19 protein-coding genes and 1 pseudogene are annotated in these 23,019 nt (G+C 70.6%); 15 read left to right on the top strand and 5 right to left on the bottom strand.

Translation table 11 applies throughout. The annotated features are described in order from the left end of the window. Position 1: 1 nt before the first annotated feature. The 8 genes from murG (at position 2) to ICC28_RS28900 (ending at position 7,190) form a co-directional block, all read left to right on the top strand. Entirely contained in the window at positions 2-1,093 is a 1,092-nt protein-coding gene (gene murG / locus ICC28_RS28935) for an undecaprenyldiphospho-muramoylpentapeptide beta-N-acetylglucosaminyltransferase (protein ID WP_188291685.1), read from the top strand. A gap of 25 nt (positions 1,094-1,118) precedes the next feature. Beyond that, positions 1,119-1,913: a cell division protein FtsQ gene (ftsQ, locus tag ICC28_RS28930; RefSeq protein ID WP_188291684.1), complete on the top strand. Its 795-nt coding sequence runs from the start codon at positions 1,119-1,121 to the stop codon at positions 1,911-1,913. A gap of 279 nt (positions 1,914-2,192) precedes the next feature. Then, entirely contained in the window at positions 2,193-3,383 is a 1,191-nt protein-coding gene (ftsZ, locus tag ICC28_RS28925; protein ID WP_188291683.1) for a cell division protein FtsZ, read from the top strand. Next, positions 3,380-4,117 carry a peptidoglycan editing factor PgeF gene (gene pgeF / locus ICC28_RS28920; protein ID WP_188291682.1) on the top strand — a complete coding sequence of 246 codons (738 nt, stop codon included), beginning with the start codon at positions 3,380-3,382 and terminating at the stop codon, positions 4,115-4,117. The genes ftsZ and pgeF overlap by 4 nt, the downstream gene beginning before the upstream one ends. A gap of 6 nt (positions 4,118-4,123) precedes the next feature. After that, positions 4,124-4,843, top strand: coding sequence for a YggS family pyridoxal phosphate-dependent enzyme (locus ICC28_RS28915; protein WP_188291681.1), 720 nt, complete (start codon positions 4,124-4,126; stop codon positions 4,841-4,843). Between the two features lie 129 nt (positions 4,844-4,972). Beyond that, a complete protein-coding gene (locus ICC28_RS28910) occupies positions 4,973-5,614 on the top strand; it encodes a cell division protein SepF (RefSeq protein ID WP_188291680.1) in 642 nt (213 codons plus the stop codon). A 95-nt stretch (positions 5,615-5,709) separates the two neighbouring features. Further along, a complete protein-coding gene (locus ICC28_RS28905; RefSeq protein WP_007448661.1) occupies positions 5,710-5,994 on the top strand; it encodes a YggT family protein in 285 nt (94 codons plus the stop codon). Positions 5,995-6,047: 53 nt separating this feature from the next. Beyond that, positions 6,048-7,190 (top strand): DivIVA domain-containing protein, encoded by a 1,143-nt coding sequence (locus tag ICC28_RS28900; RefSeq protein WP_188291679.1) that lies wholly within the window; start codon positions 6,048-6,050, stop codon positions 7,188-7,190. 597 nt (positions 7,191-7,787) lie between these two features. Here ICC28_RS28900 and ileS read toward each other — a convergent pair. Beyond that, complete coding sequence (gene ileS / locus ICC28_RS28895; protein ID WP_188291678.1) at positions 7,788-10,931, bottom strand: isoleucine--tRNA ligase; 3,144 nt, start codon at positions 10,929-10,931, stop codon at positions 7,788-7,790. 606 nt (positions 10,932-11,537) lie between these two features. Between ileS and ICC28_RS28890 the strand changes: the two genes are divergently transcribed. From ICC28_RS28890 to ICC28_RS28865, 6 genes and pseudogenes are all read left to right on the top strand, one after another. Further along, on the top strand, positions 11,538-12,770 hold the full coding sequence (locus ICC28_RS28890; RefSeq protein ID WP_188291677.1) for a TraR/DksA family transcriptional regulator: 1,233 nt from the start codon (positions 11,538-11,540) through the stop codon (positions 12,768-12,770). A gap of 62 nt (positions 12,771-12,832) precedes the next feature. Beyond that, the gene (gene lspA / locus ICC28_RS28885) at positions 12,833-13,432 is read left to right on the top strand and encodes a signal peptidase II (RefSeq protein ID WP_188291676.1); all 600 of its coding nucleotides are present in this window, start codon (positions 12,833-12,835) and stop codon (positions 13,430-13,432) included. 53 nt (positions 13,433-13,485) lie between these two features. Further along, positions 13,486-14,430: an RluA family pseudouridine synthase gene (locus ICC28_RS28880; protein WP_188291675.1), complete on the top strand. Its 945-nt coding sequence runs from the start codon at positions 13,486-13,488 to the stop codon at positions 14,428-14,430. Continuing rightward, on the top strand, positions 14,427-14,897 hold the full coding sequence (locus ICC28_RS28875) for a GNAT family N-acetyltransferase (protein ID WP_188291674.1): 471 nt from the start codon (positions 14,427-14,429) through the stop codon (positions 14,895-14,897). Before ICC28_RS28880 ends, ICC28_RS28875 begins: the two co-directional genes overlap by 4 nt. 63 nt (positions 14,898-14,960) lie before the next feature. Further along, a pseudogene (locus ICC28_RS28870) lies at positions 14,961-16,565 on the top strand (Na+/H+ antiporter). Between the two features lie 41 nt (positions 16,566-16,606). Next, entirely contained in the window at positions 16,607-17,347 is a 741-nt protein-coding gene (locus tag ICC28_RS28865) for an SDR family NAD(P)-dependent oxidoreductase (RefSeq protein ID WP_188291673.1), read from the top strand. Positions 17,348-17,353: 6 nt separating this feature from the next. Here the strand turns inward: ICC28_RS28865 and ICC28_RS28860 are convergent, their stop codons facing one another. Next, positions 17,354-18,466: a mechanosensitive ion channel family protein gene (locus ICC28_RS28860; protein ID WP_188291672.1), complete on the bottom strand. Its 1,113-nt coding sequence runs from the start codon at positions 18,464-18,466 to the stop codon at positions 17,354-17,356. Between the two features lie 95 nt (positions 18,467-18,561). Here ICC28_RS28860 and ICC28_RS28855 point away from each other — a divergent pair, with 95 nt between their 5' ends. Then, positions 18,562-19,131 (top strand): dienelactone hydrolase family protein, encoded by a 570-nt coding sequence (locus tag ICC28_RS28855; protein WP_188291671.1) that lies wholly within the window; start codon positions 18,562-18,564, stop codon positions 19,129-19,131. 17 nt (positions 19,132-19,148) lie between these two features. Here ICC28_RS28855 and ICC28_RS28850 read toward each other — a convergent pair whose 3' ends face one another. The 3 genes from ICC28_RS28850 to ICC28_RS28840 all read right to left on the bottom strand — a co-directional run bounded on the left by ICC28_RS28850 (position 19,149) and on the right by ICC28_RS28840 (position 22,951). After that, complete coding sequence (locus ICC28_RS28850) at positions 19,149-20,147, bottom strand: zinc metalloprotease (RefSeq protein ID WP_188291670.1); 999 nt, start codon at positions 20,145-20,147, stop codon at positions 19,149-19,151. 221 nt (positions 20,148-20,368) lie between these two features. Continuing rightward, a complete protein-coding gene (locus ICC28_RS28845; RefSeq protein ID WP_188291669.1) occupies positions 20,369-22,027 on the bottom strand; it encodes an alkaline phosphatase D family protein in 1,659 nt (552 codons plus the stop codon). Positions 22,028-22,111: 84 nt separating this feature from the next. Continuing rightward, a complete protein-coding gene (locus ICC28_RS28840) occupies positions 22,112-22,951 on the bottom strand; it encodes a thioredoxin domain-containing protein (protein ID WP_188291668.1) in 840 nt (279 codons plus the stop codon). Positions 22,952-23,019 lie beyond the last annotated feature (68 nt).

The following is a 23,019-nucleotide window of genomic DNA, read 5'->3' as shown; positions in this document are numbered from 1 at the left end:
GGTGCATGTCGTACTCGCCGGCGGAGGAACCGCGGGCCACATCGAGCCCGCGCTCGCCCTCGCGGACGCCCTGCGCAGGCAGGACCCGACCGTGGGGATCACGGCCCTGGGCACGGAACGCGGCCTGGAGACCACGCTGGTTCCCCAGCGGGGCTACGAACTGGCGCTGATCCCGGCCGTGCCGCTGCCGCGCAAGCCGACCCCCGAGCTGATCACCGTGCCGGGCCGGCTGCGCGGCACGATCAAGGCCGCCGAGCAGATCCTGGAGCGCACCAAGGCGGACGCCGTCGTCGGCTTCGGTGGCTATGTGGCGCTGCCCGGCTACCTCGCCGCCAAGCGCCTGGGCGTGCCGATCGTCATCCACGAGGCCAACGCCCGCCCCGGTCTCGCCAACAAGATCGGCTCGCGGTACGCCGCCCGGGTCGCCGTCTCCACCCCGGACAGCAAGCTGCGCGACGCGCGCTACATCGGCATCCCGCTGCGCCGCACCATCGCCACCCTCGACCGGGCCGCCGTGCGCCCGGAGGCCCGCGCGATGTTCGGCCTCGACCCCAACCTGCCCACGCTGCTGGTCTCCGGCGGCTCCCAGGGCGCCCGCCGCCTCAACGAGGTCGTCCAGCAGGTCGCGCCCTGGCTGCAGCAGGCCGGGATCCAGATCCTGCACGCGGTCGGCCCGAAGAACGAACTGCCGCAGGTGCACCAGATGCCGGGGATGCCCCCGTACATCCCGGTAAGTTACCTGGACCGGATGGACCTCGCGTACGCCGCTGCCGACATGATGCTCTGCCGCGCGGGCGCGATGACCGTCGCCGAACTCTCCGCCGTCGGACTCCCGGCCGCCTACGTCCCGCTGCCCATCGGCAACGGCGAACAGCGGCTGAACGCCCAGCCGGTGGTCAAGGCCGGCGGCGGCCTGCTGGTCGACGACGCGGAACTCACCCCGGAGTGGGTGCAGCACAACGTCCTGCCCGTGCTCGCCGACCCGCACCGGCTGTACCAGATGTCCCGCGCCGCCGCCGAGTTCGGCCGCCGGGACGCCGACGACCTGCTCGTCGGCATGGTGTACGAGGCGATCGCCTCGCACCGACGTTAGGACCGTATGACGGAGGGCTGGAAGCGTGGCCGGATCGACTACCGCCGAACGCGGTGAACGTCAGCAGGAGTCGTCCGGCCCGCTCCCCGCTCCACGGAGGCGCCCGCCCCGGCTTCGTACGATCATCATTCTCGCGGTGGCGCTCGTCCTGCTCGGTGCCGGTGGCGTCTGGGTGCTGTACGGATCGAACTGGCTGCGCGTGGAGCGCGTCTCGGTATCGGGGACCCGGGTGCTGACGCCCGCGCAGGTGCGCGAGGCCGCCGAGGTACCCGTGGGATCGCCGCTCGTCTCCGTCGACACCGACGGGATCGAGTCGCGACTGCGCGGGAAACTGCCCCGAATTGACACGGTCGACGTGGTTCGTTCCTGGCCCCATGGAATCGGGCTGAAAGTGACCGAGCGAACCCCGGTCCTGATTGTGCAAAAGGGCGAAAAGTTCGTCGAAGTGGACGAGGAAGGTGTCCGTTTCGCCACGGTTTCTGAGGCGCCGAAAGGTGTTCCCGCGCTGGAATTGTCGCCCTCCCGGTCCGGCTCCGCCGCCGCGAGTCTGCGCCGCTTCGGCGAGGACCGCCTGGTACGCGAGGCGGTGCGGGTCGCGGGTGCCGTTCCGGCCGCCGTCGCCGACCGCACCCGGACTGTCAAGGTCCGTTCCTACGACGACATCTCGCTGGAGTTGACCGACGGCCGGACCGTCGTCTGGGGGAGTGGCGAGAAGGGTGCGGCGAAGGCCCGTACGCTCACCGCTCTCATGAAAGCCTCGCCGGATGCGCGGTACTTCGACGTCAGCGTTCCCACCGCCCCGGCGTCATCGGGGAGTTGACGCACATCCGCGCAGGCCAGCACCCTGGTTGGGCAGTGACACGGCTGATCACATAGGGTGAAAAGAAAAACGGGAGGTTCGGCGTGTTCGTTGAACGCGCGCCACTTGTCGACTTAGTGTCAGGTTCAGAAGACTTCAAGGAACAGACACACTGGTAACCCTAAACTTCAGCGTTAGGGTTCGGGTCGGCGTTCAGGACCGTCCCATTCGGCATCTGTCGTCGGGACGCGGGCAACCGCGTAGCGGCGACAACGTAATTCGAGGCGAGAGGCCTTCGACGTGGCAGCACCGCAGAACTACCTCGCAGTCATCAAGGTCATCGGTGTCGGCGGCGGTGGTGTCAATGCCATCAACCGGATGATCGAGGTCGGTCTCAAGGGCGTCGAGTTCATCGCCATCAACACCGACGCGCAAGCTCTGTTGATGAGCGACGCCGACGTCAAGCTCGACGTCGGCCGCGAACTCACCCGCGGACTCGGCGCCGGAGCCAACCCGGACGTCGGCCGCAAGGCCGCCGAGGACCACCGCGAGGAGATCGAGGAGGTCCTCAAGGGGGCCGACATGGTCTTCGTGACGGCCGGTGAAGGCGGCGGCACCGGCACCGGCGGCGCCCCCGTGGTGGCCAACATCGCCCGCAATCTGGGCGCCCTCACCATCGGCGTGGTCACCCGCCCGTTCACCTTCGAGGGACGGCGCCGCGCCAACCAGGCCGAGGACGGCATCGCCCAGCTCCGCGAAGAGGTCGACACCCTCATCGTCATCCCGAACGACCGGCTGCTGTCCATCTCGGACCGCCAGGTCTCGGTCCTCGACGCCTTCAAGTCGGCCGACCAGGTCCTGCTCTCCGGTGTGCAGGGCATCACCGACCTCATCACCACGCCCGGTCTGATCAACCTGGACTTCGCCGACGTGAAGTCGGTCATGTCCGAGGCCGGTTCGGCCCTGATGGGCATCGGCTCGGCCCGCGGCGACGACCGCGCGGTGGCCGCGGCCGAGATGGCGATCTCCTCGCCGCTGCTGGAGGCTTCCATCGACGGCGCCCGTGGGGTGCTGCTCTCCATCTCCGGCGGCTCGGACCTCGGTCTGTTCGAGATCAACGAGGCCGCCCAGCTGGTCAGCGAGGCCGCCCACCCCGAGGCCAACATCATCTTCGGTGCGGTCATCGACGACGCCCTCGGCGACGAGGTGCGGGTCACCGTGATCGCGGCCGGCTTCGACGGCGGCCAGCCGCCCGCCAAGCGCGACAACATCCTCGGCTCGGCCTCGGCCAAGCGCGAGGAGCCCACTCCGGTACGGCAGCCGGAGAGCCGTCCGTCCTTCGGCTCCCTCGGCAGCGTCACGCCGAAGGAGGACCCGGCGCCCGCCCCCGAGCCGGCCGCCGACCTCCCGGTCGCCCCGCCGGTCCCGCCGTCGCGGACCTACTCGGACAGCGCGGCCGAGGAGCTGGACGTGCCGGACTTCCTGAAGTGATAGGGCAGCACGACGCTGTGACCTCGCCGAGTGGCGCGCACTTCGCCTTCACCGACAGGTGGGGCGGGGTGAGCGCCGCTCCGTATGAGGAGCTCAATCTCGGCGGGGCGGTCGGGGACGACGCCGACGCCGTGACGGCCAACCGGGAACGGGCGGCCAAGTCGCTGGGGATCGACCCGGGCCGGGTCGTCTGGATGAACCAGGTGCACGGGGCGGACGTGGCCGTGGTCTCCGAGCCCTGGGGCGACCGGCCGGTGCCCCGGGTCGACGCGATCGTCACCGCCGAACGCGGACTCGCCCTCGCCGTCCTCACCGCGGACTGCACCCCCGTCCTGCTCGCCGACCCCGTCGCCGGGGTCGTCGCCGCGGTCCACGCGGGCCGCCCCGGCATGGTCGCCGGGGTCGTCCCCGCGGCACTGCGCGCGATGACGGACCTGGGCGCCGAGCCGTCCCGGATCGTCGCCCGCACCGGGCCCGCCGTGTGCGGCCGGTGCTACGAGGTGCCCGAGACGATGCGCGCCGAGGTGTCCGCGGTCGAGCCGGCGGCGTACGCCGAGACGAGTTGCGGCACGCCCGCGGTCGACGTGACCGCCGGGGTGCACGCGCAGCTCGACCGGTTCGGGGTGCGCGACCGGCAGCGGTCGACGGTGTGCACCCGGGAATCGGGCGACCACTTCTCGTACCGCCGCGACCGGACCACGGGACGGCTCGCGGGCTATGTCTGGCTGGACTGATGGGGCATGACGGACCGTAAGGACGAACTCGCCGGAAACCTGGCGAAAGTGGAGGAGCGCATTGCCGCCGCGTGCGCGGCCGCCGGGCGCAAGCGCGAGGAGGTGACCCTGATCGTGGTCACCAAGACGTACCCCGCGAGCGATGTGCGCATCCTGTCGGAGCTCGGCGTGCGGCATGTCGCCGAGAACAAGGACCAGGACGCGGCACCCAAGGCCGCGGAATGCTCGGATCTGCCCCTTGCGTGGCACTTTGTAGGCCAGTTGCAGACCAATAAGGTGCGATCCGTGGTCGGTTACGCGGATCTCGTGCAGTCCGTCGACCGTGCCAAGCTGGTGACGGCCCTCTCGAAGGAGGCCGTCCGGGCCGGGCGCGAGGTGGGCTGTCTGATCCAGGTCGCGCTCGACGCCGGGGAGCGCGAGCGGGGGGAGCGCGGTGGCGTCGCCCCCGGCGGAATCGGGGAGTTGGCCGATCTGGTCGCCGACGCCCCGGGGTTGCGGCTTGACGGACTGATGACCGTCGCCCCGCTCACCGGCGAGTACGCGGGGCGCCAACGGGCGGCGTTCGAGCGGTTGATGGATTTGTCGACCGACCTGCGCAGAGCCCATCCGGCTGCGAACATGGTCTCGGCAGGAATGAGTGCGGACCTCGAACAGGCCGTGGCGGCCGGAGCGACACATGTACGCGTCGGCACCGCGGTACTCGGAGTCCGCCCGAGGCTCGGGTAACGTCGCCAGGAAGTCGGACCACAGCAGAAAATATGGTCATTACCGCTGAACGGCGGGCGTAACGACCTCGTGGATCGCAGGCAATTGGCAGTCGTCAGCCGATCCACCACAGAGCGGAGGACTCAGAGCATGGCCGGCGCGATGCGCAAGATGGCGGTCTACCTCGGCCTCGTGGAGGACGATGGGTACGACGGCCGCGGATTCGACCCCGACGACGACTTCGAACCCGAACTCGACCCCGAGCCCGAGCGGGACCACCGGCGGCACGAGCCGGCGCACCAGTCGCACGGTTCACATCAGTCCCAAAGGGACGAATCGGTACGAGTGGTGCAGCCGTCGGCGTCGCGTGACCCGGTGCCGCATTCCGCTTCGCTTGCCGCGGAATCCGGGCGTCCGGCGCGTATCGCGCCCGTGGCATCCATCACACAAGAACGTCAGAGCCTGGAGAAGAACGCACCGGTGATCATGCCCAAGGTCGTGTCGGAACGAGAGCCTTACCGGATCACCACGCTTCACCCGCGGACCTACAACGAGGCCCGTACCATCGGGGAACACTTCCGTGAGGGCACCCCGGTGATCATGAATCTGACTGAGATGGATGACACAGACGCGAAGCGACTTGTCGACTTTGCGGCCGGTTTGGTGTTTGGTCTTCACGGCAGCATCGAGCGGGTGACGCAGAAGGTGTTCCTGTTGTCGCCTGCTAACGTCGATGTCACGGCGGAGGACAAGGCCCGCATCGCAGAGGGCGGGTTCTTCAACCAGAGCTGAGACGCGCAGCCGGAAACAGCAGTACCAGCAGCACCAGCAGTACAAAAAGCAGCACACACAGCAGCACGGAAACAGGGGAGAGGGAAGCACGGGTCATGAGCGTGGTCCTGGATGTCGTCTACATCGCGCTGATGTGCTTCCTCATCGTGCTGATCTTCCGGTTGGTCATGGATTATGTCTTCCAGTTCGCCCGCTCGTGGCAACCCGGCAAGGCGATGGTGGTCGTTCTGGAGGCCACCTACACTGTCACTGATCCACCGCTCAAGCTTCTGCGGCGGTTCATTCCGCCGCTGCGTCTCGGGGGCGTGGCGCTCGACCTGTCCTTCTTCGTACTGATGATCATCGTCTACATCCTGATCTCGATCGTGAGCCGGCTGTGAGCGATGTGAACTACCGTCTTGCCGAATGCCGACGACTACGTTGAGGTGAAGAGATGCCGTTGACCCCCGAGGACGTGCGGAACAAGCAGTTCACGACCGTCCGCCTCCGAGAAGGCTATGACGAGGACGAGGTCGATGCCTTCCTCGACGAGGTCGAAGCCGAACTGACCCGCCTGCTCCGCGAGAACGAGGACCTGCGCGCCAAACTGGCCGCGGCCACGCGCGCTGCTGCCCAGAACCAGCAGAACATGCGCAAGCCTCCGGAACAGCCGCAGGACCAGCAACAGCAGCAGGGCATGCCGCCGCAGCAGCAGGGCATGCCGCAGCAGGGCATGCGCGGTCCGGGCGCCCCGGTGCCGGCCGGCATATCGGGCCCGCCGCAGCAGCAGATGGGCGGCCCCATGGGTGGCCCGCCCCAGCTGCCGAGCGGTGCCCCGCAGCTGCCCGCCGGTCCCGGCGGTCAGGGTGGCCCGCAGGGTCCCGGTCCGATGGGCCAGGGTCCCGGCCCGATGGGTCAGCCCCCCATGCAGCAGCAGATGGGCGGTCCGATGGGCGGCCCCATGGGCGGTCCGATGGGCGGCCCCGGTCAGGGCCCCGGTGGCGACAGCGCCGCCCGTGTCCTCTCGCTGGCCCAGCAGACCGCCGACCAGGCGATCGCCGAGGCCCGTTCCGAGGCCAACAAGATTGTCGGCGAGGCGCGTTCGCGTGCCGAGGGTCTTGAGCGCGACGCCCGGGCGAAGGCCGACGCGCTGGAGCGGGACGCGCAGGAGAAGCACCGTGTCGCGATGGGCTCGCTGGAGTCCGCTCGCGCGACGCTGGAGCGCAAGGTCGAGGACCTGCGCGGCTTCGAGCGCGAGTACCGTACGCGTCTGAAGTCCTACCTGGAGTCGCAGCTGCGTCAGCTGGAGACCCAGGCCGACGACTCGCTGGCTCCGCCGCGCACCCCGGCCACGGCCTCGCTGCCGCCGTCCCCGGCGCCGTCGATGGCTCCGGCCGGTGCGAGTGCGCCGTCCTACGGGGGCAATCAGGGCATGGGTGGGGCTCCGGCGCCGTCCGCCCCCTCCTACGGCGGTCAGCAGCAGATGTCGCCGGCGATGACCCAGCCGATGGCTCCGGTCCGTCCGCAGGGGCCCTCTCCGATGGGGCAGGCTCCCTCGCCGATGCGTGGGTTCCTCATCGACGAGGACGACAACTGACGGCCGGCACGGCCAGTAGTACGCCGTAGGCGTCGGCAGCGTTCAGGGCGAGGCCCCGGGATTTTCCCGGGGCCTCGCCCTTTTTACGCGCGTTGCTACGGGGGTGGAGGCGGCCGGTGCTTGTACTGGTGGGCGGGGTGGGGCCGGCGCGGGGGTGGGTCGCGCGGCCCGGCGCTGTCGGGGTGCCGCCTGCGCCCACCCGTGCCGCCCCAGGCGGCACGCATGCCCGCAGGCTGAGCGGAGTGGGTGGGCGTCGCCTCGGGTGGCGCGCGTGCCTGCAGGGTGAGTGGGGTGGGGGGGCGCCGCCTCGGGTGGCGCGCATGCCCGCAGGCTGAGCGGGGTGAGTGGGGTGAGTGGGGTGGGTGGGGTGGGTGGGTGCTGCCTCGGGTGGCGCGCGTGCCCGCAGGCTGAGCGGGGTGAGTGGGGTGGGTGGGTGCCGCCTCGGGTGGCACGACTGCCCGCAGGATGGGTGGCGGGGTGGGGGAGCGTCCCGAAGGGGCGCGGGGAACTGCGCGATCAGCCCCCACCGGGCCGCAGGCTGCGGAGAAGGCCCGGTCCCCCTTCTTTTCTGGGGCCGGGCCTTCTGTTGCGTGTGGCTTACGCCTTGCGCAGGCGGAACGTCAGCGCAAGGCCCTCGTCGGTGAAGGCGGAGCCGTACGTGTCGTCCGCCTCGCCCTGGGCGAAGTCCGTGGCCAGGACCTCGTCGGCGATGAGGCCGGTGTGCTCGGTCAGGGCGGCGACCGTCGCCGGGTCGGTCGAGACCCACCGCAGCGCGATCCGGTCGGCCACGTCCAGGCCGCTGTTCTTGCGGGCCTCCTGGATCAGGCGGATGGCGTCACGGGCCAGGCCGGCCCGGCGCAGCTCCTCCGTGATCTCCAGGTCCAGGGCGACCGTCGAGCCGGAGTCGGACGCCACCGACCAGCCCTCGCGCGGGGTCTCGGTGATGATGACCTCGTCGGGGGCCAGGGTGACGGTCTCGCCGTCGACCTCGACCGAGGCCGTTCCCTCGCGCAGGGCCAGCGACAGGGCGGCCGCGTCGGCGGCGGCCACGGCCTTCGCCACGTCCTGCACCCGCTTGCCGAAGCGCTTGCCCAGCGCGCGGAAGTTGGCCTTCGCCGTCGTGTCGACCAGCGAACCGCCCACCTCCGACAGCGAGGCCAGCGACTCGACGTTCAGCTCCTCCGTGATCTGCGTGTGCAGCTCGGGGGAGAGGGCCTCGAAACCGGCCGCCGCGACCAGCGCGCGCTTCAGCGGCTGGCGGGTCTTGACGCCCGACTCCGCGCGCGTGGCACGGCCCAGCTCGACCAGCCGGCGGACCAGGAGCATCTGCTTCGACAGCTCCGGGTCGATCGCCGACAGGTCCGCCTCGGGCCACGGCGACAGATGGACGGACTCCGGGGCGCCGGGGGTGACCGGCACCACCAGGTCCTGCCAGACCCGCTCGGTGATGAACGGGGTCAGCGGAGCCATCAGCTGCGTGACCGTCTCGACGACCTCGTGCAGGGTGCGCAGCGCCGCCTTGTCGCCCTGCCAGAAGCGGCGACGGGAGCGCCGGACGTACCAGTTGGACAGGTCGTCGACGAACGCCGAGAGCAGTTTTCCGGCGCGCTGGGTGTCGTAGGCCTCCAGCGCCTGCGTCACCTGGTCGGTCAGCGCGTGCAGTTCGGACAGCAGCCAGCGGTCCAGCAGCGGGCGGTCGGCCGGGGCCGGGTCCGCGGCGGACGGCGCCCAGTTCGACGTACGGGCGTACAGGGCCTGGAAGGCGACCGTGTTCCAGTACGTGAGGAGCGTCTTGCGGACGACCTCCTGGATCGTGCCGTGGCCCACGCGGCGCGCCGCCCACGGGGAGCCGCCGGCCGCCATGAACCAGCGCACCGCGTCCGCGCCGTGCCGGTCCATCAGCGGGATCGGGTCCAGCGTGTTGCCCAGGTGCTTGGACATCTTGCGGCCGTCCTCGGCGAGGATGTGGCCGAGGCAGACGACGTTCTCGTACGACGACTTGTCGAAGACCAGCGTGCCGACCGCCATCAGCGTGTAGAACCAGCCACGGGTCTGGTCGATGGCCTCGCTGATGAACTGCGCGGGGTACCGGCTCTCGAACAGCTCCTTGTTCTTGTACGGGTAGCCCCACTGCGCGAACGGCATCGAACCCGAGTCGTACCAGGCGTCGATGACCTCCGGCACGCGCGTGGCCGTCTTTCCGCAGCCGTCGTGGCGGCAGGCGAAGGTGACCGCGTCGATGAACGGGCGGTGCGGGTCGAGCCCGGAGTGGTCCGCGCCGGTCAGCTCGCTGAGCTCCGCGCGGGAGCCGACGCAGGTGAGGTGGTCGTCCTCGCAGCGCCAGACCGGCAGCGGGGTGCCCCAGTAGCGGTTGCGGGACAGGGCCCAGTCGATGTTGTTCTGCAGCCAGTCGCCGAAGCGGCCGTGCTTGACCGTGTCCGGGAACCAGTTGGTGTTCTCGTTCTCCTGGAGGAGACGGTCCTTGACCGCGGTGGTGCGGATGTACCAGGACGGCTGCGCGTAGTAGAGGAGCGCGGTGTGGCAGCGCCAGCAGTGCGGGTAGCTGTGCTCGTACGGGATGTGCCGGAAGAGCAGACCGCGCTGCTGGAGGTCCTCGGTGAGCCGTTCGTCCGCCTTCTTGAAGAAGACGCCGCCGACCAGGGGGACGTCCTCCTCGAAGGTGCCGTCCGGGCGGACCGGGTTCACCACCGGCAGGCCGTAGCCGCGGCAGACCTTGAGGTCGTCCTCACCGAAAGCGGGGGACTGGTGGACCAGACCCGTACCGTCCTCGGTCGTGACGTACTCGGCGTTGACGACGAAGTGCGCCTCGGCCGGGAACTCCACGAGCTCGAACGGTCGTTGATAGGTCCAGCGCTCCATCTCGGCGCCCGTGAAGGACTGGCCGGTGCTCTCCCAGCCCTCGCCGAGCGCCTTGGCGAGCAGCGGCTCGGCGACGACGAGCTTCTCCTCACCGTCCGTCGCGACGACGTAGGTGACGTCGGGGTGCGCGGCGACCGCGGTGTTGGAGACCAGTGTCCAGGGGGTCGTCGTCCAGACGAGGAGCGCGGCCTCGCCGGCGAGCGGACCGGAGGTGAGCGGGAAACGGACATAGACCGAGGGGTCGACGACCGTCTCGTAGCCCTGCGCCAGCTCGTGGTCGGACAGGCCGGTGCCGCAGCGCGGGCACCAGGGGGCGACGCGGTGGTCCTGGACCAGCAGGCCCTTGTTGAAGATCTCCTTCAGCGACCACCAGACCGACTCGACGTACTCCGGGTCCATCGTCCGGTACGCGTCGTCCAGGTCGACCCAGTAGCCCATGCGGGTCGTCAGCGCGGCGAAGGCGTCGGTGTGCCGGGTCACGGACTCGCGGCACTTGGCGTTGAACTCGGCGATGCCGTACTTCTCGATGTCCTGCTTGCCGGAGAAGCCGAGCTCCTTCTCGACCGCCAGCTCCACCGGGAGGCCGTGGCAGTCCCAGCCGGCCTTGCGGGCCACGTGGTAGCCGCGCATGGTGCGGAAGCGCGGGAAGACGTCCTTGAAGACGCGGGCCTCGATGTGGTGGGCGCCCGGCATGCCGTTGGCGGTGGGCGGGCCCTCGTAGAACACCCACTCGGGGCGGCCCTCGGACTGCTCCAGGCTCTTGGCGAAGATCTTCTGCTCGCGCCAGAAGTCGAGCACGGCGTGCTCGAGGGCGGGCAGGTCGACCTGTGCGGGCACTTGGCGGTACGTCGGCGTTGTCATCAGCGAGCTTCCTCCGGCGGACTTGCTGCCTTCCGTCCGGAGGGACGAGAGCTACGTCATTTCCTGCGCCGCCTTCGGCGCGCTCCCGCGGTACCACCCTCCTTGGCTCCCCGGTGTGCCGCACACGCCGGTAAGCCCCCTCATTGGGGTCGCGAGCCGGTTCTACTGACCCCTGCGGGGCGTTCTTCCGGCGGCTCCGGGGTGATGTTCACGTCGCGCTCGCCCCCGGGCTTCCACCGTCCCCGGGTCGCTCTGGGCTGCGTACGGCGCTACTCGTCCCCATCCATGCCTTTCGCTTCGCCCAGTGTACGGCGCCGCGGGGACAGCGGCCGACCGCTTTTCCGGCGCCTGGGGCCGGGCCATGGGGCGCGGGGGGTACACGGTCTGCGGTGACCCGAATGGAGCGGTACGGGTGTTCGGATTCCGGGACGGTCGACTGGGCGGATTACCCGGCGGGGAGCTGGGCACAACGCTTGCAGATCTGCCGCGCGGCATCCGCGGGGCGGGCGAATCGGGCGGTGTGCCCCATTGCCGCGGGACTCAAGTCGATTTATCGTCCCAGCACGATTCGCGTGCAAGATCACAATATGTGAAGGGGCCGCGGCCATGGTGGCGAAGAAGACCGCCGTACAGCAGTCGGCGTCCGGCAGGTCCACGAGTGCCTCCGGCGGTGCGGCCAAGGACGTGACGGGCAAGAAGAGCACGCACGGCGGGTCCGCGAAGCGGGCCGCCGAGGCGGTGAGACCGGTGAAGACGGCGCGGGGGGAGAGCGCTGGGAAGACGGCCGGCAAGACCGCGGCCACGAAGTCGACGGCCACAAAGACAGCCGCCAAGACGTCCACCAAGACGGCCGCCAAGAAGACGGCCGCCAAGAAGTCGGCCGCCAAGAAGACGGCCGCCAAGGAGAGCGCGGCCAAGAAGACCGCCGTCCGGCAGGCGACGGCTTCGGGGGCGGTTCCGTCGAAGACGGACGCCGAGGCGGAGGTCGCGAGACCGGCGGCCGCGGTGAAGAAGGCGGCGGCCAGGAAGACGGCCGTCAAGAAGGCGGCGGTCAAGAAGGCAGCGGTCAAGAAGACGGCCGCCAAGTCGGCCGCCAAGAAGACGGGCGCCGAGACGGTGGCGGTCGAGGAGGCGGTCGCCGACAAGGCGGCGCTCAAGAAGACGGCCGCCAAGAGGACCGGCGCGAAGAAGGCCGTAGCGGCGAAGGCGGCCACCGAGAAGGCCGGGACCGAGGCGGCTCCGAAGGCCGCCGCCGCGAAGAGCACGGCCAAGCAGAACACGACCAAGCAGAGCACGGCCAAGAAGAGCACGGCCAAGAAGGCGGGTGCGGCCCAGGCCGCGGAGCAGACGGGAGCCACGACGGTGGTTGCGAAGAAGACTCCTGGCACGGCCACGGCGGACAAGGCCGCCGTTCCCAAGGCGCGTGTCGCCGCGGTGGAGCCCGGCGAGCTCGCGGTGCGTCCCGGTGAGGATCCGTGGACCCCGGAGGAGGTCGAGGAGGCGCGGGCGGAGCTGCAGGCCGAGGCGCTGCGGCTGCGGACGGAGATCACCTCCTCCGAGGAATCGCTGGCCGGCCTGATGCGGGACTCCGGGGACGGCGCGGGGGACGACCAGGCGGACACCGGCACCAAGAACATCACGCGTGAGCACGAGATGGCGCTCGCCGCCAACGCGCGCGAGATGCTCACCCAGACCGAGCGGGCCCTGGAACGGCTCGACGCGGGCACCTACGGTCTGTGCGAGAACTGCGGGAACCCCATCGGCAAGGCCCGTATGCAGGCATTCCCGCGCGCGACGCTGTGCGTGGAGTGCAAGCAGAAGCAGGAACGCCGGTACTGAGGGTGGTGTCGGGCGTGCCGTACCCTCGTCCTCAGTCAGGTACCTAGGGTTGAGGGACTCACGTGGCAGAGGCGGAGCGCATCATCGGTACGCCGGACACCCCAGAGGGGGCTGAGGCCGAGCCGGAGCAGTCATCCGGCCCGGAGGGGCAGGATGGCTCCGAGGCGCGCCCCAGGGGCAAGCGACGGATCGCCGTCCTGTTCGCGGTCGCCGCCTTCGCGTACGCCCTCGACCTGATCAGCAAGATGATCGTGGTGGCCAAGCTGGAGCACCACGAGCCCATCGAGATCATCGGGGAGTGGCTGAGGTTCGAGGCGATCCGGAACGCCGGCGCGGCCTTCGGCTTCGGCGAGGCCTTCACCGTGATCTTCACGGTGATCGCGGCGGCCGTGATCGTGGTGATCGTCCGGCTCGCCCGCAAGCTCTACAGCCTGCCCTGGGCGATCGCGCTCGGCCTGCTGCTCGGCGGTGCGCTCGGCAACCTCACCGACCGGATCTTCCGTTCGCCGGGCGTCTTCGAGGGCGCGGTCGTCGACTTCATCGCGCCCAAGCACTTCGCCGTCTTCAACCTCGCGGACTCGGCGATCGTGTGCGGCGGCATCCTGATCGTGCTGCTGTCGTTCAAGGGGCTCGACCCGGACGGCACCGTCCACAAGGACTGAGCCCCTCGGGGCGCGCGTGCGGGACTGTCTCACCCGTCCGGCATACTCGACGGGTGAGCACGATTCCCGAGATCCGTACCCTGCCCGTGCCGGACGGTCTGGAGGGCGAGCGCGTCGACGCCGCCATCTCCCGCATGTTCGGCTTCTCCCGTACCAAGGCCGCGGAGCTCGCCGCGGCGGGCAAGGTGCTGGTCGACGGCACGGTGGTCGGCAAGTCCGAGCGCGTGCACGGCGGTGCCTGGCTGGAGGTCGAGATGCCGCAGGCGCCCGCGCCGGTGCAGGTGGTCGCCGAGCCGGTCGAGGGCATGGAGATCGTGCACGACGACGATGACGTGGTCGTGATCGTCAAGCCGGTCGGGGTCGCCGCCCACCCGTCGCCGGGCTGGACCGGGCCCACCGTCATCGGCGGGCTCGCCGCCGCCGGGTACCGGATCTCCACCTCCGGCGCCGCCGAGCGCCAGGGCATCGTGCACCGCCTCGACGTGGGCACCTCGGGCCTGATGGTCGTGGCGAAGTCCGAGTACGCGTACACGTCGCTCAAGCGCCAGTTCAAGGAGCGCACGGTCGACAAGCGCTACCACACGCTCGTCCAGGGCCACCCCGACCCGACCAGCGGCACCATCGACGCGCCCATCGGCCGCCACCCGAACCACGACTACAAGTGGGCGGTCACGGCCGACGGCAAGCCGTCCGTCACCCACTACGACCTCATCGAGGCGTTCCGTGCGGCCTCCCTGCTGGACGTGAAGCTGGAGACCGGCCGCACCCACCAGATCCGCGTCCACATGGCCGCCCACCGGCACCCGTGCGTGGGCGACCTGACGTACGGCGCCGACCCGACCCTCGCCAAGCGGCTGAAGCTGACCCGCCAGTGGCTGCACGCGGTCCGGCTCGGTTTCGAGCACCCCGGCGACGGCCAGTGGGTGGAGTTCGCCTGCGACTACCCCGAGGACCTGCAGAACGCCCTGGACCGGGTGCGCGAGGAGACCTACGGATGAGTGTCCCGTCGTACGTCGTGCGGGTCGCCGAGGAGGCCGCCGACCGTGAGGCCTGCTTCGCGGTGCGCCGGGAGGTCTTCGTCGGCGAGCAGGGCGTGCCCGAGGACCTGGAGTACGACGCCTACGACGCCGTGGCCGTGCATGTGCTGGCCGTCCGGGAGGACGGGGTGCCGCTCGGCGCCGGGCGGCTGCTGTACGGCGAGGCGGCCGCGGCGAAGGGAGTGGACGACCCGGGCGTCGGTTCGCTCGGGCGGCTCGCCGTGACGAAGGCGTCCCGCGGGCTCGGGGTCGGCATCGCGCTGGTGCGTGCGGTCGAGGACGCGGCACGCGCGCGGGGGCTGAAGGCGGTGGACCTGCACGCGCAGACGCATGCGCTGGGGTTCTACGAGCGGCTGGGCTACGAGGCCTACGGCCCGGAGTTCCCGGACGCGGGGATCGCGCACCGGGCGATGCGGCGCGTTCTCTAGGGAGCCGCGTGGCACTCTGGGCGTCGGGGGCTTCTTGATCGTCCAGACACCGGAGCGCTGACCGTGGATCAGTTGGCCCTGCTGTTCGTGCTGTTGCTCGGGGCCGTGGTGAGCGTCCCCGTCGGGAACCGGCTCGGACTGCCGGCGCCCGTGCTGATGACGCTCCTCGGGATCGTGCTCGCGCTGCTCGATTTCGTGCCGTACGTCGACATCCCGCCCGAGCTGATCCTGCCGCTGCTGTTGCCGCCGCTGCTCTACGCCGCCGTACGGCGCACCTCCTGGCGGCAGTTCGCGGCTGGGGGTCCCCCCACGCCATAGGGCAGTGGGGGAGTGCGGCCGATCCTGCTGCTGGCCGTGGCGCTGGTGTTCGTGACGACCTTGTGTGTCGCCGTCGTCGCCAACGCGGTGATTCCCGGGCTGTCCCTGGCCGCCGCCGTCGCGCTCGGCGCGCTGGTCGCGCCGCCCGACCCGGTCGCCGCCACCGCCGTCGCCGGCCAGTTGGGGCTGCCCCGCCGACTGGTGTCCATCCTGGAGGGGGAGGGGCTCTTCAACGACGTCACCGCGATCGTGCTCTACCACGTGGCGATCGCGGCGGTCGTGACCGGCACCTTCTCGCCCTGGCGGGCCGGGTTCGACCTGGTGCTCTCCGCGGTCGTGGCGGTGGCCGTCGGACTCGCCCTGGGCTGGGGCGCCAACCGGCTCATGGGGCTGCTCGGGGACCCCACGCTCCAGATCGGCCTGACGCTGCTGGTGCCGTACGCCGCCTATGTGCTCGCCGAGGAGCTGCACGGCTCCGGGGTGCTGGCCGTGCTCACCGCCGCGCTGTTCCTCGCCGAGTACGCCACCGACGCCGACGACGTGATGACCCGGCTCGCCGGGCACACGTTCTGGGACGTCGTCGACACGCTCGTCACCGGGGTGGCCTTCGGGCTGATCGGGCTCGAACTGCACAACGCCGTGCGGACGGCGTCCGGGCGGTGGGGCGAGCTGCTCGGGTGGACCGCGGCGGTCGTGGCCGTCGTGGTCCTCGTACGGCTGGCCTGGCTGCTGCCGGCGACCTGGCTGACCAAACGCCTGCACTCCCGGCGCGACCACGACGAGGACATCCCGACGAGCTGGCGGGAGACCGTGGTGATGTGGTGGTCGGGGATGCGCGGGGTCGCCTCGGTGGCGCTGGCCCTGGCGATTCCGCTGGAGGTGGACGACGGGTCCGCGTTCCCCGACCGGGACGAGATCGTGTTCGTCGCGTTCGGGGTGATCATGGCCACGCTGGTGCTCCAGGGGCTGACCCTGCCGTGGCTGGTGCGGCGGCTCGGGGTGCGGGCGGACACCGAGCGGGAGAAGGCCTTCGAGAAGGCGCTCGCGGTGCGCGCGGCCAAGGCGGCCAAGCGCCGGCTCAGGGAGATCGAGGCCGTGGAGGAGCTGCCGGACGAACTGTCCGAGCAGATGCTGCGGCGGGCCTTCGACATCGGGGTGCGGATCTCGCCCGAGATGGGTGACGACGAACGCCGGGAGATGCAGCGCAGATGGAAACGGGTGCGGCACATCCAGGCCGAGATGCTGAGCGCCGCGCGGCACGAGGTGCTGGCGGCGCGCAGTGAGCCGGGGGCCGACCCGGAGGTGGTGGACCGGGTGCTGCGCCATCTCGACGTGCGCAGTCTCCGCTGACCCGGTTCCGCCGGCGCGCTGTCCTCCGTAGGGTGTGGATCATGGCTCGCAACGTAGTGATCAGTGGTGGCGGAACCGGAATCGGGCTTGCCGCGGCGCATGCCTTCGCGCGCGACGGAGACCGGGTGCTGTTGCTCGGGCGGCGCGCGGAGGTGCTGGAGAAGGCCGGGGTGCCGGGGGCGCTCACGTGTGCCGCCGACCTGAGCGATCCGCGGGAGGTGCGCCGGGTCGCCGACTTCGTCGGGCGTGAACTGGGCGCCGTGGACGTGCTGGTGCACAGCGCCGGAGGCAACGGCTCCCTGGAACCCGGCGTCGACGGCACCGACCCCCTCGACGCCGTCGCCCACCACTGGACCGTCAACTTCCGGCTGAACACGCTGACGGCCGCCCTGCTCACCGAGGCGCTGAAGGACCGGCTCGCCGAACCCGGCGGGCGGGTGCTGTTCCTCAGCTCCATCGCCGCCTTCCGCGGGTCCGGGAGCGGGGCGTACGCGGCGGCCAAGGCCGCGCTGCATCCGTACGCCCATGATCTGGCCCGCGAATTGGGGCCGCGGGGCATCACCGTGAACGTGGTCGCGCCCGGGTACGTCGAGGACACCGAGTTCTTCGGGGACGCGATGACCGAGGAGCGGCGCGCGGGGCTCCTGGCGCAGGCCCTCAACGGCCGCGCCGGTACGCCCGGGGACATCGCCGAGACGCTGCGCTGGCTGGCGTCCCCGGGCGCCGGTCACGTCACCTCGCAGGTCATCCAGGTCAACGGAGGCGCGGAGCGCGGTCGCTGAGGCCGGTCAGCCGCCGTCCGCGCGGTGGTTCGGCTGGTGCTGGTGGGCACGGCGGGCGAGGAGGCGGTCCTGGACCGGGAAGCCCGGCGGCAGGACCGCGTCCGCGGCGTTGACGCGCGGCAGCGCGTACGGGTGCTCCTTGGCCAGCCAGCCGATCAGCTGTTCGCGGACGGTGACCCGCAGCGTCCAGGCGTCGTCCGCGTCCTTGGCCGTCATCAGGGCCCGTACCTCCATGGTGCTCGGGGTCGAGTCCGTGACGACCAGGCTGTAGTCGCGGCCGTCCCAGGCCGGGCACTCGCGCAGGATGTCGCGGAGCTTCTCGCGCATCTTCTCCATCGGGGCCGAGTGGTCGACGTGGAGGTAGACGGTGCCGGTCAGCTGGGCGCCGCCGCGCGACCAGTTCTGGAAGGGCTGTGCCGTGAAGTACGACACGGGCATCGTGAACCGGCGCTCGTCCCAGGTGCGGACGGTCAGGAAGGTCAGCGTGATCTCCTCGACCGTGCCCCACTCGCCGTCCACCACGACCGTGTCCCCTATGCGGACCATGTCGCCGAAGGCGATCTGGAGCCCGGCGAACATGTTGCTGAGCGTGGACTGGGCGGCGACACCGGCGACGATGCCGAGGATGCCCGCCGAGGCCAGCAGTGAGGCGCCGGCCGCGCGCATCGCCGGGAACGTCAGCAGCATCGCGGCCGCGGCCACCACGCCGACGACCGCCGCCACCACGCGTGTGATGAGCGTCACTTGGGTGCGTACGCGCCTGACCCGGGCGGGGTCGCGGCTCGCGCGGGCGTAGCGGGTGTACGTGGTCTCCACGACCGCCGCCGCGATCCGGATCACCAGCCAGGCCGCCGAGCCGATCAGCACCAGCGTGAGGAACCGGCCGATCCCCACCTGGTGCTCCTCCAGCACCTTCGCCGAGTCGTACGACCCTCTGAGCAGGGCCGCGCACAGCACGAGCTGGTAGGGGACGCGGCCCCGGCGCAGCAGGCCCCACAGGGGCGTCTCGGAGTGCCGCGAGTCGGCCTTGCGCAGCAGGCGGTCGGTGGCCCACCCGATGACGAGGGTGAGCAGAACCGAGCCGCCGATGACGATCAGCGGGCGGAGTACGTTCTCCATGCCTCCGAACGTAACCGGCTCAGGGGGGTGATGAACATGCGACCCGGTGAGGCGCCGCTCACGGCGCTGTCGTACCCGGCTGGCACCATGGCCCCATGAACATCATGCTCTTTCACTCGACCTATGGACCGCGCCCCGCGGTGCGCCGGGCCGCCGACCGGCTGCGGGAGGCCGGACACGAGGTGTGGACGCCCGACCTCTTCGAGGGCCGTACGTTCGAGACGGTCGAGGAGGGCATGGCCCACCAGGACGAGATCGGCAAGGACGAGCTGCTGAAGCGGGCGGTGCTGGCCGCCGCGCCCTATTCCGAGCGAGGGTTGGTCTACGCCGGGTTCTCCCTCGGCGCCTCCGTCGCGCAGACCCTCGCCCTCGGCGACGAGAAGGCCCGCGGGCTGCTCCTGCTGCACGGCACCTCCGACATCGCGGCCAACGCCTCGGTGGACGAGCTGCCGGTCCAGCTGCACGTGGCGGAGCCGGACCCGTTCGAGACGGACGACTGGCTGAGCGCCTGGTACCTGCAGATGGGCAGAGCCGGGGCCGACGTGGAGATCTACCGGTACGCCGGGGCCGGTCACCTGTACACCGACCCCGACCTGCCGGACTACGACGCGGAGGCGGCCGAGGCCACCTGGCGGGTGGCGCTCGGCTTCCTCGACACGCTGTAGCCGGGGTTCCGGACGGCTCAGCCGGCCGCTCGGTAGGCCGCCCAGTTCTGCTGCATGCGCGTCACCTGACCCGCGGTGAACTGGTACATGCAGGAGTCGTACGTGTAGTCCATGAAGTTGTGGATCGGGTCGACGCCCGCCTTGCGGGTGCAGGTGTCACGGCCCTCGGGGCACTCGTAGGCGGCGCTCTTCTCGGCCGGGGTGTCGTCGACGTAGTCGCCGTTGCCGTTACAGCCGCCCTGGAAGGTGTGGTAGAGGCCCATCCAGTGGCCGACCTCGTGGGTGGCGGTGTCGCCCTCGTTGTAGTTGGCGGCCGATCCGCCGGGCAGCGAGGCGTCCAGGAGGACCACGCCGTCCATGGACGGGCTGGACTTGTAGTTGCTGGGGAAGGTGGCCCAGCCGAGCAGGCCGCCGCCGAGGTTGGCGGTGTAGACGTTGAGGGCGTTCGCGCCACCCTTGCGCAGGGTGGACTTCATCGCCTTCTCCTCCGCCGAGCCGTGGCTGACGGTGTACCAGGCGGCGTTGTCGGTGTAGTCGGTGCCGGCCAGCGTGAACTGGTAGCCGGAGTCCGGGTTTCCGGTGCCCTGGCCGCCGAACGCCGCGTTCAGCACGTTCATCTGGGCGCTGATGTCGCCGGAGTCGAGCTTGCCCTTGGCGCCGTCGTGGATGACGTGGAAGTACACCGGGATGCTGGTCGACGCGGCGGCCGCGGCGAGGCTGCGGCTGCCGGAGGCGGGCAGCTTGTCGAGCTTCTTGCGCAGGTCGGCGTCCATCGCCTGGGCCTTGGCGGCGCTGATCTCGTTGGGCTCGGCGAGGCCCTCCTCGTGGGCGTGCCCGGGCTTGGCCTCGCGGGCCGCGGAGTGGCCGGTCTCCTCGACGCACTCGGCGGCCGGAGCCTGGGCCGCCGCGACGCCGGCGGGTGCCGACAGGGGGGAGAGCATCAGGGTTCCGGCCACCGCGGCTGTGCCGATGAGGCGTCTGCGCGTAGTGGGGGCTATCCGGGCGAGCGCACGCATGCTGACTCCTGGAGGATGCGTTGGGGAGAAGGGGCGCAGGGGTTTCCTGGCCGCCGCCCGGAGATTACGTGTACATGCCTACATCGACAGAGAAACGTTTCGGCCAATCGAGATCTCGAACAAACGGGGTGAATGCCGATGTCCGCGAGGTGGCGCGCCCGTAACAGCGCGCGGATCGCGCCACACGCGGTTGGCCGAAAGTCGTCATTGAAACGCGGGTTTTACACGGGGTCGTACGTCCGCTCGACCTTCTGGGTGCCGGTGCGCGTGCGGTACGAGCGCGCCCAGGAGGAGGTCGCGTTCGCCTTCGTACGGTCGGACAGGACGTAGTAGTCCATCTGTGCGCGGTCGGCCGTGATGTCCAGGACGCCGTAGCCGTGGCGGTCGGTGTCGACCCACCGGACATGCCGGTTGGCGGCCTTGATGAGCGGCGCGGCGACCGCGGAGACCGTGCCCTCGGGGACCTTCACCAGGTCGTCGAGGTTGTCGGAGGTCACCGAGGTGACCACGAACTCCGTGGCCGCCGAGGCGGACAGCGGGTAGGTGCCCGCGTTCACCGGAACGTCGTTGGCCCAGGCCATGTGGATGTCGCCGGTGAGGAACACGGTGTTGCGGATCGCGTTCGCGCGCAGATGGGCCAGGAGTTCGCGGCGGTCGTCCGTGTAGCCGTCCCACTGGTCGGTGTTGAGGGCGAGGCCCTCCTTCGGCAGGCCGAGCAGCTCGGAGAGCGGCTTCAGCAGGTCCGCGGTGAGCGAGCCGATGGCGAACGGCGAGATCATCACCGGGTTGCCGACCAGCCGCCAGGTGGTGTCGGAGGACTTCAGGCCCGCCTTGAGCCAGTCGAGCTGGGCGCGGCCGGTCACCGTGCGCTCCGGGTCGTCGACCGAGCCCTTGCCGACGGAGACCTGCTGCGAGCGGTAGGAGCGCAGATCCAGCAGGGAGAGGTCGGCGAGCCTGCCGAAGCGCAGCCTGCGGTAGGTGCTCCCGCTGACCGCCGGACGCACCGGCATCCACTCGAAGTAGGCCTGCTTGGCGGCCGCCTGGCGCGCCGCCCACGCCCCCTCGGCACCCTCGGTGTGGTTCTCGGCGCCGCCGGACCAGGCGTCGTTGGCTATCTCGTGGTCGTCCCAGATCGCCACGCAGGGCGCGGCCGCGTGCAGGCTCTGGAGATCGGGGTCGGTCTTGTAACGCCCGTGCCGGGTGCGGTAGTCGGCGAGCGTGAGGATCTCGTGGGCGGGCGCGTGCGGCCGTACGACGGTGCCGCGGGTGCCGTACTCGCCCGTGCCGTACTCGTAGATGTAGTCGCCGAGGTGCAGCCAGGCGTCCAGGTCGCCGCGGGCGGCGAGATGGCGGTACGCCGAGAAGTGGCCGGCCTCCCAGTTGGCGCAGGAGACCACGCCGAAGCGGAGGTTCGCCACGGACGCGTCGGCGGCGGGCGCGGTGCGGGTGCGGGCGGCGGGGGAGTCGGTACCGCCGGACGAGAAGCGGAACCAGTAGTCGGTGGCGGGCCGCAGACCGCGGATGTCCGCCTTGACCGTGTGGTCGGAGGCGGCGGTGGCGGTGGTGGAGCCCTTGGCGACGACGTTCGTGAACGCCTTGTCCGTGGCGACGGTCCAGCGGACCTCGGTGTCCGGGCCGATCCCGGAGCCGGGTGTCGCCTCGGGGACCGGGGTCACGCGGGTCCACAGCAGGACGCCGTCGGGCAGCGGGTCGCCGGAGGCCACGCCGTGCAGGAAGGCGGGGGCCTCGGCGGCGCGGGCGGTCGTGGCGGCGGCGAGCGGTCCGGCCAGGACCGCGGTGGCCGCCGCGGCCTTGACGACCGTACGGCGGCGGGGGGAGAGGGAGTTGAGCGGCTCGGATGATCTGTATCGACTGGTCACGAGCGATCAGGTTACTGATCGGTATGAACGAGAGCGGGCGAACTCGTGAAAGTTCGCCCGCTCTTCGTGTGCCGGTCGCTCTGATCAGGCCTTGAGCGCCGCGTCGACCACCTTGTTGAAGTCCTCCACCGTCATCGGCTGGTTGCCCTGCTCGGTGACGAGCTTCTTGCCGTCCATGACGAGGCTCGGCGTGCCGGTCACGTCGTCCTTGTTGGTGTCGAAGGTCTTCGACATGGCCAGCGCCCAGGCGTCGTAGGTGCCGTTCTTCACGGCGTTCTGGAACTTGGTGTTGTTCTTGAGCGCGTCGACCGAGTCGCCGATCTCGATCAGGTAGTCGTCGCTCTTGAACTTGTCCTCCGACTCCTGCGGGTGCCACTCCGCCGAGTACAGCGCCGCCTTGTACTGGAGGAAGGCCTCGCCGCTGACGTTCAGCGCGGCACCGAGGGCGCTCATCGCGTTCTTCGAGCCCTCGCCGTTGCTGCCGATCCGGTTGTCGGCGAGGGAGTCGCCGTCGAGGAAGGTGCCGCCGACGAACTGGATCTTGTACTTGCCGTCCTCGACGTCCTTCTCGACGGTCGGGCCGACCACCTGCTCGAACGAGGCGCAGACCGGGCAGCGCGGGTCCTCGTAGAGCTTCAGGGTCTTCTTCGCGCTGTCCTTGCCGATGACCACGGTCGTGCCGTTCGTGCCCGTGGTGTTGGCCGGGGCGACGACCTTCTCGTCCCGCACGGCCTCCCAGTGGCCGGGCTTGTTGGACTGGACGACGGCGTAGCCGATGCCGCCGGCCGCGGCGAGCACGCCGACGACCGTGCCGGCCACGACGACCTGCCGCTTGACCTTGGCCCTCTTGGCCTCACGCTCGCGCTCGGCACGCAGCCGCTCGCGGGCCGCCGACTTCGCCGCCTGGCTGTTTCGCTTGCTCATCTCGGTTTCTCTCCATGGGGACGCGCACACACCTGGTGTGCGGAAATGCGTAGGGGTGAACGGGCCGT

The organism is Streptomyces sp. TRM68416 (assembly GCF_014596915.1).
In the GTDB taxonomy this organism is placed as follows: domain Bacteria; phylum Actinomycetota; class Actinomycetes; order Streptomycetales; family Streptomycetaceae; genus Streptomyces.
This window is presented reverse-complemented; position numbering and strand designations above follow the sequence as displayed.